Below are 16710 nucleotides of genomic sequence, written 5' to 3'. Positions count from 1 at the left end.
ATTGTTTATCAAATATTTAAATAATAAATTGATAAAACATCTTCAGAAAACTTTTTTTAATACCTTTGCGCTCCCTTTCGCATTTCCCCATCCGGGATTTTGCTTTATGGCGTGGTAGCTCAGCAGGTTAGAGCGCAGCACTCATAATGCTGAGGTCGGGAGTTCGAGTCTCCCCCACGCTACTAAAAAACAACAGATTACTTTTTTTTCAGGACGTAGGAAAAACCATCAATTCCAATTTGTCAGCCTGGGTTAAAATCAAGGTAGCTGGATCCATTTACCATCGTTCAACTTTCTCAAGCATCCGGATTAAACTTCTTCTTCGACTTTCTTCTGAACATGTCCCGAATCTTTGTTTGAAGCTCCTCAAAGGTATTGAACTCTTCCCTGTAAAAAATACCCACACCTTGCGTATACGGGGAGTTCACATTATTGATAAGAGAGTTGTTGTTTGATCGGTTGTAGGCCTTCAATCGAATCCGGCCATCTTTATTCGCTTTGACTTCCACTGAGAAATCTCCCACCAAATTGGAAGTATTCTGGTTATTCGGATTAGAAGTGGTAGAATTGGCTACCCCTACGTTTCCATCTATGGTGACCCGGTCATTGAACAATGTGGTGGATAAAGCCACTTCCAGCTCCTCACTTGTCAAAGCATCTGCCGGACGGTAATTCACTCCTACATTGACCGAACTATTTACCTGTGACACCCAATTGCTCAGCTGATTGCTTAACATCTCATACGCATTCGCCCCTACTACACTTCCGGAACTTACGCTGGATCTGTTCGCAATTTCACTGGGGGAAGTAAATCTTCGCATGACCAACAATGCTACAGCCTGCCTGTATTTTTCTTCCTCGGTATTTATCAATCTCTTTACCTGATTGTCGATACTCGGATCTACATTAAGTACGTTAATATCAAAACTGATATTCGGATTAAACAAACGATCGGTCAGGTGCAATTTCAGATCTACAGGAACAAGTTTCCGGAAACTACTGTCCTGAAATAAATCATACAAACCTGCTCTTAACCGATAGACCGCGGTGATATCAACAGTAGCGTTATAGGGATCGCCAGACCAACGAATCTGACTGCCTTTCTCAATATAAAACGGTTTATTAATAATGTTCTGCATGGTAAATAAATACTTTCCTTCTTCAATGGTAAAATCTCCAAACATGCGTAGTGCCTGAGTAGGACTTAAGGTCATACTAATTGTTCCTGTCCCTCTCCCCTCTATTATATCACCTATTTTTGAATCAAACACAAGAAAAATATCCGCTTCCGGAGTCACATCAAAATCCATATTCAAAGTAATCCCTGAAAAGTCAGGCCCGGTTACTTCCGGTTCAATATTTTTCTCCTTATTTATAAAAGTAATAAAACCACTCTGACTCACTTCCTCCGGGTTACTCAAAGGAATACTGAACTTCGTATTTTTCTCTGTTTTCAGACCAATATCCATTTTAAGATAGTCCAGATATCCTTCTATGTTCACAACCCCACTGGCATAGGCGACACCATAGTACATATCATTATCGGCAGGTCCTGTATTGAGCACCTGCATTTTATTGGCCTTTATACCTATATCAAAATAAAAATTGTCCAGATGTTCATGACGGATATATCCATTTACGATGGATTGATTTCCTTTTACATCATTCAAAATCAGTTCCCGAAAAGTAAAACGATCCTCTAAAATATCGACTTCGGTTGAAAACGTATAACTCGTCTTCAGGTAATCAATCATAAATCCAACTTTCTGCAGGTATACTTTTCCAGTAAGCTCCGGTTTTTTAGCCGTTCCTTTCAAAAACAGTTCACCGCTTGCTATACCGGAAAGATTTGACACCAGGCCTTTCAAATAATGACCAAAAGATTGAATATAGGTCTTCTGAAGTTTTGCCGTAAAATCCAGGATGTCATCTTCTTTTGTAATCTGATAATATCCTTCCACTTGAATATTTTTCTCTCCGCCCCGGGTAGCGATACCGGTTACATCCACCCGATTTAAGCGGCTATCCCATTTGGTATGAATTTCAGTATCGCCCAGCGTATCATTAAACCAACTTAAATTCTGAACATTCAAATCAGAATTGAATGCAGGGCGGCCTGTCACCCCTGAAATCAATGCTGTTCCATTGACAATTCCACCGACTTTAACATTATATATACTTAAAAAATCATTGACCTGATCCGCTTGAAAATCTTTAAATATAACTGCGAGTTTAGCTGTAGAATCTCTTCCAACGATTCCATTCAACGACAACTCCTGTACTTCATTTCGGAAATTCACCTTACTCAATAATAAACCGGTACTATCTGCAAGAATATAATTTTCACTATCAATGGACCATGTCTTTCCGGCAAGTAATAAATCCTCCGGAACAATTTTAATCGTAGTGTAACCGGTGGTCAAAAAACCTGCGTTCAGATAAAAAGAGGCATGAGAGACCAGGGAATCTTCACCGGAGAACCCAATTAAAAAACTGGCAGTATCCTTATTGGTAAAGCCATTTAATGAAACATCATTTAATGCCACACTATCGCTAAAAGATATCCTGCTAAAATTAGTTCTGAAGAAAAAACTCATGGCGTCACTATGACTGTCAATATAAATATCATCAAATGCGATCTCACCTATCAAAAGTTTTTTTGAATTCACAAGAATGGAAAGTTCACTATTATCTGTACTTACTTTACCTTCAAAGGAACTACTATCGGCGATAACAAGTTCCGGAAAAAATATACTCATGATCTCTCTAGATTTCTTGATTTGTCCCTTAAAATTAAATTCCTGCGATTCAGGTCGCTTGTTATTTAAGGTTGTTAAAGCCGGAATGTAGAGGGAGATAAAATGTTGTAAGGTTCTGTTCAAGGCTGAAAAATTATAATCACCGGCTATACGCAAGTCAATGAAATCGGATGTCAGTTTAAAATCTCTTCTTTCACCCAGCATCGTTTCTATAAAAATACTATCGGCCGTCACCAACTTATCACCTTCCTTGTAACTCACTTCCTCAAACAACACAGAGCCTTCGGCATTATCTAATGTATTTCCGGTAAGACTGATGCTGACTTCGGCTGCGAAAGTGGGATTGTTCTCTCTATTCAGAAAATTCAGACTCGCCAGATCCACTTTGCGTAAGGAGGAGTTAAAATTAAATACGGGCAACTTCCCGGTAAAGTCAATTTCCCCCTGAAAATCCATATCCAGATGTTTATCCAGCACCACAACTTCACCTGTAAATAACTTCCGGGCAAAGCGACCGTTCATACTGATGTTGCTATAATCATATCCATTAAAGTATAAAGCTGAAATTTCCCCTTCCAGCTTCGCGTCGATATTTTTAACAAGAAACCTTTTCCTTCCACGGCAGACTTCATACTGATCTTACCCAACACATCTTCCACATTCCAGAACTTGCCGATATCGAAATCAAAGAGTCTGACATTTCCTTTGTAGCTGGTTTGCTTATCTACATTACCAATTTTCAAGTTCAGGTCAGAGCTGATATAACCCAGTGCGGTGCTCACATTGCCATACGCTACAAAATCATTATAAAACCCATTGAAATGCCCTTTGAATTTTACATCTCCTAATGATCTGATTTGCTCCGGCAATGAAATTGTTTTCATACTATCAAAAGGAAAGGAAGGAATGGTTTCTATATCCTTACTATTGAAAGCAATCTCTTCCGCATTCAATTCGATATACGTTTCAAAGAAATCAGGCAACCCTGTCATATTCACATTTCCTTTGAAATACGTCGATGGGGTATAACGCAGCTCGAGATTTTTCCCTTTAAATCTGTCCACCGTCCCTGCTACGTCACCTTTCAGTTCGAGCGTTTTATTTACATTTCTTAACTCGGAGGCAAAATAGGAAAGATCATAAAAATCAACGGTACTCTTGTCAAACTTCGCAGTCCACTTCACATTGGTGATAAAATCCTGAAAGTCATCCATAGTATTGAACTCAAAACGAATATTGGAGTGAATGTCGCTACCTTCTGTTTGTATTAGCAAGGCTTCAAAATCCATACTTTCCGGCTTCATGGATGTTTTTGATGAAAGATGCTTCAACACAAAGCCACTCTTCTCTGTAAAAGCGATATGCTTCAAAAGAAATTGCAGGGAATCACCCTTGGGTTCCAGATCTTCCAGTTGAACATCGAGGTGTTTCAAAGCCAAATCGTCCCAGTCGATACCATCGTTCACATCAGAAAACTTATAATCTTTATATGTCAGAAAACAATTCTTCAATGTAATCTTCTCCACTTTGATGTCCCAGGGTTGTTTAGTGGTAGTGTCCTTTTCGGCACCGGAAAAATAATCCAGAATAAAATCAAGGTTATAGTCACGGGGATCCTTGTAACGCTTAATTCCGATTCTCGCATTTTCCAAGGTGACGGCTGCAATGGTAATTCTTTGCTTCTTATAGTTAAATCTGCTGATGGAAACCTGCAAATCGGGTAAATACAACAAAGTGTCCTGCTGCAGATCCTCTACATAAACTCCTTTTAAAACAACGCTTCTAAATAACTTTATATCTACTGCATCAATACTTACTTTCGTCTCTAACTCACCGGACAGATAGGATGTGGCACGTTGAACCAGCCAGGTTTGCACGACAGGCACTTTAACAATCATTCTGAAAGTTAAGAGCACCAGCAATACAAATACCAGCAAAAAAATTGATATGTTTCTAAGTCGGCGGATAATTAATGTTTTTTAGTGCAGTTACCGGCAATAACAGGGCGAAACTAAGTTCTAATTGCTAAGGTTAGCATACTTTTGTGAACGTATTATGAACATCAAAGCGGTTTATATTCTTGGGATTGAATCCTCGTGCGATGAAACTTCAGCGTCTGTAAGCAGGAACGGCAGAATCCTCTCTAATATTACCGCAGGACAGGAAATTCATGCCCGTTACGGAGGAGTGGTTCCGGAATTGGCTTCCCGGGCACATCAGCTGCACATCGTTCCTGTTATTGACGCAGCGTTAAAAGATGCGGGAGTTACAGTTGACCAATTGGATGCTATTGCCTTTACCAGAGGCCCCGGATTGATTGGTTCTTTACTTGTAGGAACCTCCTTTGCCAAAGGGATGGCCTTGTCCTTGAATATCCCGTTGATTGAAGTGAATCATATGCAGGCGCATGTTATTGCGAATTTTACTTTCCGGGAGCAACAGCAAGCGGAGATTCCCGATTTCCCGTTTTTATGTCTGACGGTATCCGGTGGTCATACACAAATTGTTCTCGTAAAGGACTTCCTCAAGATGGAACTCATCGGACAAACACAGGATGATGCAGCAGGCGAAGCTTTCGACAAAATCGCTAAAATGCTTGAATTACCATACCCCGGAGGACCCTTTATAGATAAGCTTGCCGTGGGCGGAAACCCCTTTGCTTATAAATTCCCGCATCCACATGCACCCGGCCTCGACTTCAGTTTTAGCGGATTAAAAACTGCTGTGCTCTATTTTTTAAAGAAAGAAAGACTTCCTGATCCGAATTTCCCCGGAGATAAAATGGCGGATGTATGCGCAAGTGTTCAGGAAACCATCGTTAGAATTCTCATCAATAAAGTCCGGTTAGCAGCCAAAGAAACCGGTATCAGAACCATCGCTCTTGCAGGTGGAGTATCTGCCAACAGTCACCTCAGGAAAACAATTAAAGAGACCGGAACAGCCGAAAATTGGAAAACCTACATACCTGATTTTGAATTCTGTACTGACAATGCGGGTATGATTTCGGCATTCGCCTATCATAAATATCTCGCGAAAGAATTCTGTTCCATTGCTACCACGCCACTGGCCCGACTACCTTTATAAAAATCCAGAGTACTTTACCTGTTCACAAAAAACGAAAACAATTGCCCCACTTCGACTAAATCCTCCATAGCTTAGCAGTAACAAATTAAACAAAAAATGGACAATACTAAGCCGGGCGGCAATAATACAAACAAAGTGCTTATTGCACTACTTATCGCTTCTTTGGGATTAAACGGATGGCTCTTCATGAGCAAGACATCCATGCAGGATGATCATCGTGTAGAGAAAGAAAATCTCATCACAGCTAACCTTGATATTGAAAAGGAGCTGAACGATACGTACACAGAATTAAATCAATTTAAGGGCGTTAATTCCCGTCTTGACAGTCTGCTGTTGGAAGCAAATGGAAAGGTAGATGAGCAGAAAGCCAAAATTCAGGCGTTGATGCGTAAAGAATCTAATTCCACCAAACTCAATAAACAATTGCAAGCTGAAGTGGCGGAGTTAAAAAAATTACGTGATGAATACCTGGAAAGGATCGACGCTTTACTGGTAGAAAATGAAAATTTGAAACGCGAGAAAAATGAATTGACAAGTACCGTAGATTCCTTATCAAAAAATTTAGAGAGTACTGTCAATACCGCTTCTGTTTTACGCTCAGAGTATTTAAAAGTACTCGCCTTTAAAAAGCGCAATAACGATAAATACACTTCTACCGCGATGGCAAAACGTGCCAACAAAATCGAAACGTGTTTTACATTGCTGGAAAATAAAATCGCGAAAGCAGGTCAAAAAACTATTTATTTACGAATCATTGAACCGGGTGGAAAAGTTTTAGGCAACCGTTCAGAGGGCAGCAGTAGTTTTAAGAATGCGAGTACGTCTGAAGAGATGCTCTTCACGGTTTCTAAAGCCATTGACTATAAAAACGAAAAAGATAATTTCTGCATGGAATTTGAAGAGCAGGACCGGATATTTACCGCCGGCACTTATACTGTTGAATTATATGTTGACGGTAGTTTTTCCGGAGTATCGTCGATTGTATTGAGGTAAAAGTAGAAAACACATAAAATTACAGGGGTCATTTTTCATCGGATGACCCCTGTTTTTTACCGGCTATACTGTTATTGTGAAGAAATGAATTTCCTGAAATCCTCCTCGGGACACCTTAAATTAAATTTCAAAGAGTTCTTTGACTTTTCGTTTTTCGTCAGATAGTAGCAGAATACGGGTTATCAGTTCATGGTTAGGCGTAAGAAGGCTGATTTAATGGATATTTAGAATGATTTCTATGAGTCTCTCCGGGCTCATGCTTGATTTCTTTCCCTTAAGACTTCGTCCTGGTACATTATATAATAAATGCCACAAAATTCAAGCAACAATATGATGATACTTGATTTGTTATACCAACTTCCTCTGAGAAATGTGAACTGTATTCACATGCCAATGACTTAAGAGTATGTTTCCTGTGTACTTCATGACAACGTTAGATCGTCAGACCGGAGATAGACCTTTCTTCCACAACAGCCCTGTAGGGGCGGTATCTCTGTAAGAAAGGAAATCCTCTTCTCCCACCAATGCCGGCACCCGACCTTAGGTCGGGTGCCGGCGGTTATATGGAGAGGAGGACATTGTCAGTTACAGAGATACCGCCCCTACAGGGCTGTTGCAGAAAGATATGTTTGCTGAGTGCTGTACTTTAGTTCGGCTGGAACCGAGTGAGATTATATATGCAGAAATAAATACTGAGTTCTGACAGCTAAACCACTACTACTAAGCTTGTACGACAATGATTCCAGGACATGTATAAAGCTATGACTAAACACACCCGGGACACTCTAAGTCACCCATGAATTTTCAGTATAAGGCTGTTTTTCTATTCATTGCAAAATCAATGCTTTTTATACAGAAGTCAGGCGGCTATACTGTTACTGCGAAGAAATGAATTTCCTGAATTTACAGTTTACAATAAACATAATAACAACTTTTGAACCTCACAATAAACAAGGATTGGCAAATGTCCCCGAATAAAACGTGAATTTCAATTATGATAAATAAAATACTTTTCACTTAGCAATAATTTTACATTTTTAAAAGTCGCGCACAAAACAGCGTATCTGCTCCTTCTGTTGAGCCTTGGAAGAATTGCATACTACTCAAAACTAATCCATGATCTTTTATCAGTGCATCCATCCGGTCTTCGTTTTCAGATTTAAAAACAGAACAGGTGATGTAAATTAATTTCCCACCCGGTTTCAGCATACCTGCCAGTCGTGTGGTAATGGCTTCCTGTAATGAAACATAGTGGTTGAGTTTTTCTTCAGTGAAGAAATGCATCTGTTCCGGACTACGTGGCCATGTTCCGGATCCGCTGCAAGGCACATCGGCGATTATACCATCAAATTTATTCTTATAAAAATCGTCGTTTTCTGACGAGGTGAGATCCAACAATTTCATGGTATAGTTTCTCACTCCATTTCTACGGAAGCGTTCTTTCAGGTTCTCGAGGATCGATTTTCGGTTATCGCTCACCGTGAGTATCACACCGGGCACTTTATCCAGCAAGAGCAGGCTCTTCCCTCCTGAAGCCGCACAGGCATCGAACCAACGCTCTCCCGTTTTCGCATCCATCATCGTTGCTGTCTTCTGAGAGGATAAGTCTTGTATTTCGGCCATCCCCTTCTCGAAAATACCCGTCTCTTCGAGTTTTGAAGCAGGATCAGTGCTCCAGGCATTTTCCAAATCCTTATGACGTTGATAGGGAATCCCGGCTTTGTTCAAAGCTGCATCTGTCTTTTGAAACGCAGAGCTCTTTACGCGAATCCATACTTTTGGTTGTTGTAAAAGGGCTAAAGAAAAGGTCTCCCTATCGAGCAATGCACTTGTTAAATTTCCAAAGGGAAAAATAAGTTCATGGCTACATTCAGGAAAAGCTGACCGGAGCTGATTTAATTTCTCATTCAAACCCTCTTCAGGATTCCTGCCGGAAAATTCTTCTCCTCCGGATTGAAGGATAAGGTCTGTAATGGGTAACCGCTGCGCGTTGATGAGGTAAAAAGCCCAATAAATTCTTTTCTCATCGGGAAGACTTTTCAATAGAGATGCTGTCCGAAACCAGGCATAACAAATCTCCTTTATCCAACGCCGGTCGCGGGAGCCGTACTTTTTATCCTTCCTGAATTGATTCCGCAGAAAATGATGTAAGGGCATTGACCCGTCATATTCCCGGAGGAAAGCGAGTGAAGTATGTATATAACTATGCATGATTAAAAGATTTTTTTAATAGGTAAAGAACAAAAAAAAAGACCGAATAATACCGGTCTTTCCATTTATGTTAGCTGGTTTCAGATATCCATTTTCAATTGTGACTTATCATCTTTCGACGCCGGCTGGAACAATTCCGGTTGTTTTTTACGGAGCTTCGTTTCTTCCTCTGCAGTAGCTGCGATCACCTTCAAAATCGGGAACTTGGTGATGACATTCCCCTGCACGCCTCTGGCTTTTATCAGCTGGCTGCCGAAATGCACCACGGATTCCAGATTTCTCAATTTGGGTTTCGGGCGCAGTTTAATGATGACGGTAGGTCCATCTGCAGGAGTGCTTACTGAAAGGTAGAGCACTTTACTCCCTGCTGCACCCTTGGTGAGGTCATACACTTTATCACGCGTTACTCCGCCTATTGTAAATCGCTTCATCATGATTGCACCACGTGCTCCATCCTGATAAATCATATTGTACACCGTTTGTTCATCCAGGTCTTTTCTGAAGATGGCCACATGAAGGATGTCTTTTCCAACATATCCTTTTTCCTGAATGCGTGTCACCACCAGTTTTCCATCACCGGTAATGGCTATAACGTCATCAATATCCGAACAATCGGTGATAAATTCATCCTTCTTCAATCCATAGCCCACAAAACCCTCAGCACGGTTGATGTAGAGCTTTGAATTATTGATGACCACTTTCGAAGCGATGATATTTTCAAATTCTGAAATGACCGTTCTGCGTTCCTTGCCCTTTCCAAACTTCTTCAGCAGATTTTTAAAATAGTTAACGGTATACGTCTTGATATTATCCAGATCACTCTTGACCAGACCAATTTCTTCTTCCAGTCCACGGATATGTTCATCTGCTTTAAAGGCATCGAACTTAGAAATACGCTTGATTTTTATTTCCGTCAATTGCACCACATCTTCATCGGTAATCTCTCTGAAGAAACGCTTCTTATACGGCTTCAACCCTTTATGAATGGTTTCGATAACAGCTTCCCAGGTTTCACATTCCTCGATGTTGCGATAGATGCGTTTCTCTATAAATATTTTCTCCAGGGAACTAAAATGCCATCCTTCCTCGAGTTCTGCCAGTCTGATTTGCAATTCACGGCGCAAGAGCTCCTGTGTATTCAAGGCACACAATCGTAGAATTTCATTCACCGATAAAAACTTCGGACTACCATCAACAATCACGCAGGAATTGGGTGAAATGCTGACTTCGCAATCGGTGAAAGCGTAAAGTGCTTCTATTGTTTTATCGACATCTTCCGAAGATTCCGGATGCAGGTGAATGATGATCTCCACTTTCGCGGCAGTGTTATCTTCTACCTTTTTGACTTTGATCTTTCCCTTCTCATTCGCCGTGAGAATAGAATCGATGAGAGAAGAAGTAGTAGTTCCGAAAGGGATTTCACGGATCGCCAGCATTTTCTTACTCAGCTTTTCAATGACGGCACGCACGCGTATTCGACCTCCTCTTAATCCTTCATTGTATTTTGAAAAGTCGGCTACCCCACCTGTTATAAAATCCGGAACGATACTTACTTTTTTTCCTCTGATAATATCAATGGAAGCTTCAATCAGTTCACAGAAATTATGCGGCAAAATTTTACACGCCAAACCAACAGCAATTCCTTCTACACCCTGTGCCAGCAACAAGGGGAATTTCACCGGAAGTGTGACCGGCTCTTTATTTCTACCGTCATAGGAGGCCTGCCAGATACTCGTCTTCGGATTGAAGACTACTTCCAGTGCAAATTTACTTAGCCGGGCTTCGATGTAACGTGCGGCAGCGGAACTGTCACCGGTATAAATATTACCCCAGTTTCCCTGTGTATCGATGAGCAAATCTTTCTGTCCCATTTGCACCAGGGCATCACCGATACTCACATCACCGTGGGGATGATATTTCATCGTATGTCCGATCACGTTCGCCACTTTATTGTATCTGCCGTCTTCGAGTTCCCACATAGAATGCAGCACGCGGCGCTGAACGGGCTTCAGTCCGTCGTCCAGATAAGGCACTGCCCTTTCCAGTATCACATAAGAGGCATACTCCAGGAACCAGCTTTCATACATCGTAGCTACCTGACCGTGATGATCACCGGGACCGTGTCCGTTGGATTGCAATTTATCTTGTGTCATTCAATTTTCTTCTTAAGGTATTACAGTAATAAAAACGATCAGGCTTCAACGGTTTCAGATTCCGTGATCTCCTTTTCTTCCGGCAGCGGCTCTAGTTCTTCCTCTATGCGCAAATTGCGGATGATAAATTCCTGACGTTCCGGAGAATTTTTTCCCATATAGTAATCTAACAAGCCATGCAAGGATGTCTCGCCGGTCAGGATTACAGGATCGAGTCGCATTTTACGACCAATAAAATTCTTAAACTCATCGGGAGAAATTTCACCGAGTCCTTTGAAACGGGTAATTTCCGGCTTCGCTCCCAGCTTCTGCATCGCCAGTTGTTTCTCCATCTGACTGTAGCAATAAATCGTTTCCTTTTTATTTCTTACACGGAACAAAGGTGTTTGCAGGATAAAGACGTGACCATTCTTCACCACATCCGGAAAAACTGAAGGAAGAAAGTCAGCAATAAAAGACGGATATGCATTCCGTCCACATCGGCATCGGTAGCGACAACAATCCGATTGTAACGCAAATTCTCAATGGTATCTTCGAGGTCGAGTGCATTCTGCATGAGATTGAACTCTTCGTTCTCATACACGATCTTCTTCGTAAGGCCGAAACAGTTCAGCGGTTTTCCTTTCAGACTAAACACTGCCTGTGTATTCACGTCACGGGCGATCGTGATAGAACCGGAAGCAGAATCTCCCTCGGTAATAAACAAAGTTGTTTCGAGACGCTGTGGATTCTTCAGATCGTTGAGATGGACACGACAATCGCGAAGTTTTTTATTGTGGAGATTGGCTTTCTTAGCGCGTTCGTTGGCCAGCTTTTTAATCCCGGCGATCTCTTTACGTTCCCTTTCACTCTGCAGGATTTTCTTCTTCCAGGCTTCGGCGGTTTCCGGATGCTTGTGCAGGAAATTATCCAGTTGCTGCGTTACAAATTCATTGATCCAGTTTCGCAGCGAAGGTCCCCCGGGGAAGGTATTCAATGAACCCAGTTTCGTTTTCGTTTGCGATTCAAACACAGGCTCCTGAATGCGGATACTTACTGCTGCAGTGATAGAAGTCCGTACATCACTCGGATCAAAATCCTTTCCATAAAAATCACGTGCTGTTTTAACAATCGCCTCTCTGAAAGCAGCCAGATGGGTTCCACCTTGCGTCGTGTGCTGACCATTCACGAAACTATAATAATCTTCACCGTAGGACGTAGTATGCGTGAATGCCACTTCAATATCCTTTCCTTTGATATGAATGACGGGATACAAAGCTTCATCGCTGATATTCGCTTTCAACAGGTCCATGAGACCGTTTTCACTCCTGAACTCCTGACCATTCAGCATAATTTTCATACCGACATTCAGGTAGCAATAATTGCGCACCATCGTTTCGATATACTCCATCCGAAAATCATGATCAAGGAAAATATCTCCGTCGGGATAAAAAGTCACTTCAGTACCGTCTTGCAGGTCGGTGGATTGATCGTTCTTCTGTTTCTTCAATTCTCCCCGTTCAAACTCGGCCCAGGTTGTTCTTCCATTTCTGACACTCTGCACACGGAAAAAACTCGAGAGCGCATTCACCGCCTTCGTACCCACTCCATTTAAACCCACTGATTTCTGAAAGGCCTGACTATCGTACTTACCTCCGGTGTTGATCTTACTCACGCATTCCACTACTTTCCCCAGCGGAATACCGCGACCATAATCACGCACACGCACACGACCTTCACGGACTTCAATTTCTATCGTTTTACCATAGCCCATGACATATTCATCGATACAATTATCAATGACTTCCTTCATCAGGACATAAATACCATCATCCTTCGCTGATCCATCACCCAGTTTACCGATATACATTCCCGGACGGAGACGTATATGTTCCTTCCAGTCAAGTGATTGTATACTATCCTCTGTGTAATTATGATCCAATGTTGCTTGCTTCTTCGCCATTTCTTAGTGCTCTATTGTCTTTTGCAAATCCAGGTGCAAAATTCGGAAAAATTCACCCGTCGATTTCAAAGTTATCTCAATGCTATCCACAAATTCATTCATTCCGCCTTCCGTTATCAACATTTCCCCTGTGAAAATTTTTCACTAATCCTTGAAGATGTTAAAAATCAAGCGTTAATCACTTTCAGTTTTTCCTGAATCCGCCTTCTTTCTCGCAAAATAGTTAATAAAATCCTCATTCCAAAATTGGGAACGTCATTTACTTTAATTCCCAATACGCCTTTTACATTGATTTTTAAACCATTACAAATAATAAAATTCAAATTTGAATTGAGGCCGACATGCCTTTCTTCAAACCATTCGCATGGAGAACAAGGTAAATCTTCAAGTCGGTGAACATAAACAGACCTTACTTCAACATATTAGATAAAGGGACCTGACAGTTTCCAATACTTTTATAATAGATTTGTATAACTCCCATTTGAATTTAATATCTACTATTAATCATGAAAAAACATTTACTTTTTACTTCGATTATTTTCATTGGCTCTCTAACACTTCAGGCACAACATATTGAAACCACTTTAGAGGCAAAACAAACACTTTCAACAAAAGACCGGCTGTTTTTCATTGAGAACAAAGGACAATGGCCAACTGAAGTACTGTTTTTATTACAATCAAGCGGATTGAATACATGGATCACTAAAAAGGGGATGTTGTATGAGTATTACAAAACTGAGGAAATTGAACTTTCGGGATCTAAAGAAAAACCAGAAAGTATTCCGGACAAACACCGGCACAAAAATTACAAACGTTGGGGACAAAGAGTATCCTATTCACTCCTTGGAAATAATATTGAAGTAACCACACTTGGTAAACAAAAACAAGAAGGTTATTATAATTATTTAATTGGAAACGATCCCGGCAAGTATGCAAGTTATGTAGGCTTATATAAAGAAGCTGTTGTTCAAAATGTTTATGATGGTATTGATATGCGCTATTATTTTGATAAAGGAACTTTACGCTATGATTATATTGTTCATCCCGGGGCTGACCCGGGTCAAATACATTTTAAATTAGAAGGAAGCGATAAAAATTTTTTGAATGAAAGAGGCGAACTGGTATTTTCAACTTGCTTTGGAGAAGTAAAAAATGCCGACTTGTATTGTTATCAACAACAAAATAAGAAACAGGTGTCTGCTAAATTTATTGAAACCGGCAATAGTTTTTCATTTGCATTAGGGGCCTACGATAAAAATCAAACTTTAATTATTGATCCGCTAATTTATTCTACTTATGCAGGAGGGAATGGATGGGACGAATGCAATGCGCTCGTCCTGGATAGTGTAGGAAATGCATTTATTACTGGGTCAACCGGAGCTGCTGACTATGATATTGTTCCGGGAGGATTTCAAACTATTTATTCAGGTGGGAATTTTGATATTTTCCTTACAAAACTAAGTGCTACAGGTTCCAATTTGGTGTATTCCACATTCCTTGGCGGAATGGCTACTGATCAATGTTATAATATTGTTCTTGATGACGCCGGCAATTCCTATATTACAGGAAGAACAAATTCCACAAACTTCGCTACAACCGCCGGGTCATTACAACCATCCATAGCAGGAGACTTCGATGCATTTGTCACCAAAGTGAATTCTTCAGGAACCGCATTGGTCTTTTCAACCTTTTTGGGTGGTAGCTTGATAGATGCAAGCTATTCAATCACGATTGACACAGCAGGAAATTCATACATGACAGGTTATACAACTTCTTCTGATTTTTATACATCACCAGGGGTTTTTCAATCTACCAACAATGGCCAGAGTGATGTATTTGTTATGAAACTCAATGCCACCGGTACAGCCATTTTATACGCTACCTATATTGGTGGAAATGATAATGATTTTGGTTATTCAATCGCAGTTGATAATTTTGGAAGTGCCTATATAACAGGAGCGACGTATTCTACCAATTACGATGTAACTGTTGGGGCGTTTTCAAATACACTGTCAGGAAACAGAGATGCTTTTATTACTAAATTAAGTCTTACAGCTTCATTTTTAGTTTATTCCACATATTTAGGTGGTGTTAGCAGTGATTATGCATTAGCTATCACCATTGACCCTTCCCGTAATGCTTATATCACAGGCTCAACCCTCTCTTATGATTATCCAATTACAGTTTCGTGCTACCAGTCGGTAAAAGATGGCGCCTCTGATATTTTCATTACTAAAATAAATGCTGCCGGAACCGCCTTATTGTATTCAACATTTATTGGAGGAGTAGGATCTGAAGCCGGGAATGCGATTGTCCTTGACAATTCCCTCAATGTATTTGTTTCAGGTAGTACTTCTTCAGATGATTTTGATATCACATCCGATGCCATTCAACCAATTATTGGTAGTAACAACGATAATGATGCTTTTGTTATTAAACTTAACACCACCGGAAGTAATTTGATTTATTCCACTTATTTTGGTGGAACTGATTTTGAACTGGGAGATGCCATTGCAATTGATGCAGCAGGCTACGTATACATTGCAGGAAGTACTAAATCTAGCGATTTACCAATTACTCCCGGATCATTTCAAACAACGATCTCAAATAATGATTATGAATCTTTCGTCAGCAAAATGTGCTTGTCGGGTCTCGGTTTGACTTCATCTTCAAACTCCGTGAGTCAAGTACGTTGTATTAATACACCTATTACAACCATTTCCTATACAGTTGGCGGAACCTCTTTCGCTACAAATGTCATCATTACAGGGCTGCCACCTGGAATAACCGGCACCTGGACATCGGATACTGTTGTCATAAGTGGAACTCCAATTTCCAGTGGTATTTATAACTATACAATAAGTGCCAGTCTTGATTGCGGAGGTGTTTCAGTCAAAACCGGGGTATTGGAAGTGATTCCGGCTGTAGGAGTAGGTCCGGCTTCATTGTCTCCCTCACTTTGTGTAAATACAATGATGCCCAATATCACCCACCTGACTGTAGGAAATCCGATCGTTCAGAGTATTGCCGGACTTCCAACCGGAGTATTTTTAACTTTTTCTGATGATACGCTTATCCTGCAAGGCATTCCTACAACTTCCGGAATTTATAATTATACAATAACAATGGGTCTATGCGGCCCCTTAGTAAATGCTACCGGTACCATTATCGTTAACGTTTGTGCAACCATTGAAGAAGGGTTGAAAAACAACGTCTTCACTATCTCTCCCAATCCTTCCGAAGGCGTATATCAAATAACTTGTGAAAATGGATTTCCGAAAGAAGCAATCCTTGAAGTCTATGATATGGCTGGGAAAGTAATACAAAGCAGGGTAATTTGTAACGAAAACAACATTCAATTGGACATTACCAACGCACATGGCGGCATGTATATTCTTAAAATAAGAGCGAATAAGAATCAGGGAATTGAACGATTGGTAAAGTTATAAAATGTGATTTACTACTATTTAACTTTTAAAGAATACTACTTTCAAACTACCTTCCCTACCATTCACTAGCTCCAAAAAGCTCTAAATAGTTTTAACTTATGCATCAAGTTAATTGTATT

At 40.5% G+C, this 16710-nt stretch carries 7 protein-coding genes, 1 tRNA gene and 1 pseudogene; 4 read left to right on the top strand and 5 right to left on the bottom strand.

Annotated elements, in window-relative coordinates; translation table 11 throughout:
• Positions 1–108 precede the first annotated feature (108 nt).
• Positions 109–182, top strand: a tRNA-Met gene (locus tag IPJ86_06730).
• Between the two features lie 114 nt (positions 183–296).
• Here the strand turns inward: IPJ86_06730 and IPJ86_06725 are convergent.
• Together IPJ86_06725 and IPJ86_06720 are read right to left on the bottom strand one after the other, a co-directional pair.
• Positions 297–3281, bottom strand: a complete 2985-nt coding sequence (locus IPJ86_06725; protein MBK7886993.1) for a translocation/assembly module TamB domain-containing protein — start codon at positions 3279–3281, stop codon at positions 297–299.
• Positions 3278–4696 carry a hypothetical protein gene (locus tag IPJ86_06720; GenBank protein MBK7886992.1) on the bottom strand — a complete coding sequence of 473 codons (1419 nt, stop codon included), beginning with the start codon at positions 4694–4696 and terminating at the stop codon, positions 3278–3280. The genes IPJ86_06725 and IPJ86_06720 overlap by 4 nt, the downstream gene beginning before the upstream one ends.
• A gap of 118 nt (positions 4697–4814) precedes the next feature.
• On the opposite strand from IPJ86_06720, the gene tsaD reads away from it, so the two are divergent.
• Entirely contained in the window at positions 4815–5843 is a 1029-nt protein-coding gene (gene tsaD, locus IPJ86_06715; GenBank protein MBK7886991.1) for a tRNA (adenosine(37)-N6)-threonylcarbamoyltransferase complex transferase subunit TsaD, read from the top strand.
• A 96-nt stretch (positions 5844–5939) separates the two neighbouring features.
• Positions 5940–6836, top strand: a complete 897-nt coding sequence (locus tag IPJ86_06710; protein MBK7886990.1) for a hypothetical protein — start codon at positions 5940–5942, stop codon at positions 6834–6836.
• 1029 nt (positions 6837–7865) lie between these two features.
• Here IPJ86_06710 and IPJ86_06705 read toward each other — a convergent pair.
• From IPJ86_06705 to IPJ86_06695, 3 genes and pseudogenes are all read right to left on the bottom strand, one after another.
• Positions 7866–9047 (bottom strand): RsmB/NOP family class I SAM-dependent RNA methyltransferase, encoded by a 1182-nt coding sequence (locus tag IPJ86_06705; GenBank protein ID MBK7886989.1) that lies wholly within the window; start codon positions 9045–9047, stop codon positions 7866–7868.
• A gap of 80 nt (positions 9048–9127) precedes the next feature.
• A complete protein-coding gene (locus tag IPJ86_06700) occupies positions 9128–11200 on the bottom strand; it encodes a DNA gyrase/topoisomerase IV subunit A (GenBank protein MBK7886988.1) in 2073 nt (690 codons plus the stop codon).
• 38 nt (positions 11201–11238) lie between these two features.
• A pseudogene (locus tag IPJ86_06695) lies at positions 11239–13142 on the bottom strand (type IIA DNA topoisomerase subunit B).
• 506 nt (positions 13143–13648) lie between these two features.
• On the opposite strand from IPJ86_06695, the gene IPJ86_06690 reads away from it, so the two are divergent.
• Entirely contained in the window at positions 13649–16591 is a 2943-nt protein-coding gene (locus IPJ86_06690; protein ID MBK7886987.1) for an SBBP repeat-containing protein, read from the top strand.
• Positions 16592–16710: the final 119 nt, after the last annotated feature.

It is taken from the genome of Bacteroidota bacterium (assembly GCA_016713925.1).
Classification (GTDB): Bacteria; Bacteroidota; Bacteroidia; order AKYH767-A; family OLB10; genus JAJTFW01.
Note: the sequence above shows the minus strand (reverse complement) of the source record. Positions and strands in the feature narration are given on the sequence as shown.

Coding starts and splice junctions, on each gene's coding strand:
- IPJ86_06710 (MBK7886990.1), top strand. CDS start 5,940: ATGGACAATACTAAGCCGGGCGGCAATAATACAAACAAAGTGCTTATT.
- IPJ86_06705 (MBK7886989.1), bottom strand. CDS start 9,047: ATGCATAGTTATATACATACTTCACTCGCTTTCCTCCGGGAATATGAC.
- tsaD (MBK7886991.1), top strand. CDS start 4,815: ATGAACATCAAAGCGGTTTATATTCTTGGGATTGAATCCTCGTGCGAT.
- IPJ86_06690 (MBK7886987.1), top strand. CDS start 13,649: ATGAAAAAACATTTACTTTTTACTTCGATTATTTTCATTGGCTCTCTA.
- IPJ86_06700 (MBK7886988.1), bottom strand. CDS start 11,200: ATGACACAAGATAAATTGCAATCCAACGGACACGGTCCCGGTGATCAT.
- IPJ86_06725 (MBK7886993.1), bottom strand. CDS start 3,281: ATGAACGGTCGCTTTGCCCGGAAGTTATTTACAGGTGAAGTTGTGGTG.